This window comes from Endozoicomonas sp. SESOKO3 (assembly GCF_024606255.1).
This window is the reverse complement of the sequence record NZ_JAHHPR010000728.1, coordinates 1-1638: the sequence shown is the minus strand read 5'-3', so window position 1 is coordinate 1638 and position 1638 is coordinate 1. Positions and strand designations below refer to the sequence as shown.

General features: G+C 45.2%; 1 protein-coding gene. It reads right to left on the bottom strand.

Going from position 1 to position 1638, the window contains the following annotated elements:
• The coding region (locus tag KDK18_RS12865) for a hypothetical protein (protein WP_257255328.1) at positions 1-1561 on the bottom strand (1561 nt) is incomplete at its 3' end.
• Positions 1562-1638: the final 77 nt, after the last annotated feature.

Genomic DNA, 1638 nt, shown 5'->3' with positions numbered 1-1638 from the left:
GACCCGAAAGGTATTCGTTCAGTAGCTGTTCAATAAAGTTTTCTGTCTCTTTCACGGCCTGTGGAATTTGATAATGATAATCCGGGGATTCCCGACGCAAGCGTGATCTTAACAACACGGCTGCCAACAGGTTTTCGCACAGAGCATTGGCAAAGCTTAGCCGCTGAAAAACCTCAGGAGTATAACCCGACGTTTTTGAGTTTCTGGCAGTCAGGCCGCTTTTCATAGAGCCGTAAAACTCAATATCGCCCCAATCCCGTAACCCATTCCAGCCAAATTGAGGACGTTCAATAGCTTCGATCCAGCGTTCAAATTTGCCGGGTAATGGAAAGGCAAAAAAAATCGTGTTCTTCAACAACGGGCTTAGGAACACCCAACGACATCCGCTACAGTGAAATGCTTGCATCGTTGACGCAGGCATAATGCCAAAGTTGCCATTCAGTACGCCAATATCATGAATGCTATTCAATAGACCCCGTTCAGCAGCAGCGTAAGGAGTGCTGGTTTCATCAGGAGTGTGGGCGTACTTGCTATAGTTGTCCGTCGCCTGGAAATAGTAAACCAGGAAGGCTCTTTCACCATCAACATAGTTCACTTGTAAACGGTCAGTGAAACCTTGTGTACTCTGGGGAAGATCCTTTTCCAGTACGACGAGAAAATCGCCAAAACGGGGTTTCTGGCTTTTCAAGCGGTCATTTTTGGCAATAAATTCATGCATAATGCCTTCTCGCGCCAGGGTAGCCAGAGACTCTCCAACCCGTTGGAACTTATAATGATCAACCACCTCACCATTGGCTATTGCCAGTGTACGACCATCAACGATGGTGCCTTCTTTCTCAAAGAGTGTTAATGGATGTTGACCGGGATAAACCCGTTGAAAGGGTGTTTCACCCGCACGATCAAATCTTGATTGTAACTGACGACCGGACTCTTCATCCGCAGGATGAAAACCAAATCCTCGGGCAGCTGCAGCCACTACCAATCCGAATGCCGAAGTATTGGGCAGTTGAAATTTGAGAGGATTAACGGGTTCTGTCAATTGGTCAGAAGAATCCAGTTTAAAGAAAAGTGCCGGATCTTTGAGAAAGTCCAGAGTATCATCCAGTAATGGCCGTGGAAGGCGTTTTTGCCAAGTCCTCAACAATTCTAATTTATCGGCAACTAACTTTTGTGCAAGTACGTGTATGAATTTTTGCCGGATTATTGGGTCAGCGCTGCATTTCTCCAGATACTCTTTGTCTTTAAAAAAGTACAAAAAACATGCATTCTGTTCAATATAGTCAAGTACAATCTGAGGGTTGTCGGGCCGTAAGTTCCTGGTCAGAAAGTGGTCAATCCCCCTGCCAAAGGGCTCAGACTTCAGCACTATGTCGTCTTGCGCTTTCAGGAGTCCCTCCGGAAGTTTTTCGCGTTTCTCATTCTGATTAGGCATATATTGATAAACAATATTCAGGACATGGGTTTTAAAATCGTTATCGGCATTCACCTTTTCAAAGAATTCATCAAGGAGAGAAACATGAAAACCCCGGCTTACTTCGGGTCTACTGTTTAATATTTCCAACAATGAGTCCTTTGCTGCATCGACCCTTTCCAGTGAGTGCTACTCAGAACACTTAAAGCGAACCGGGCATCTGGATA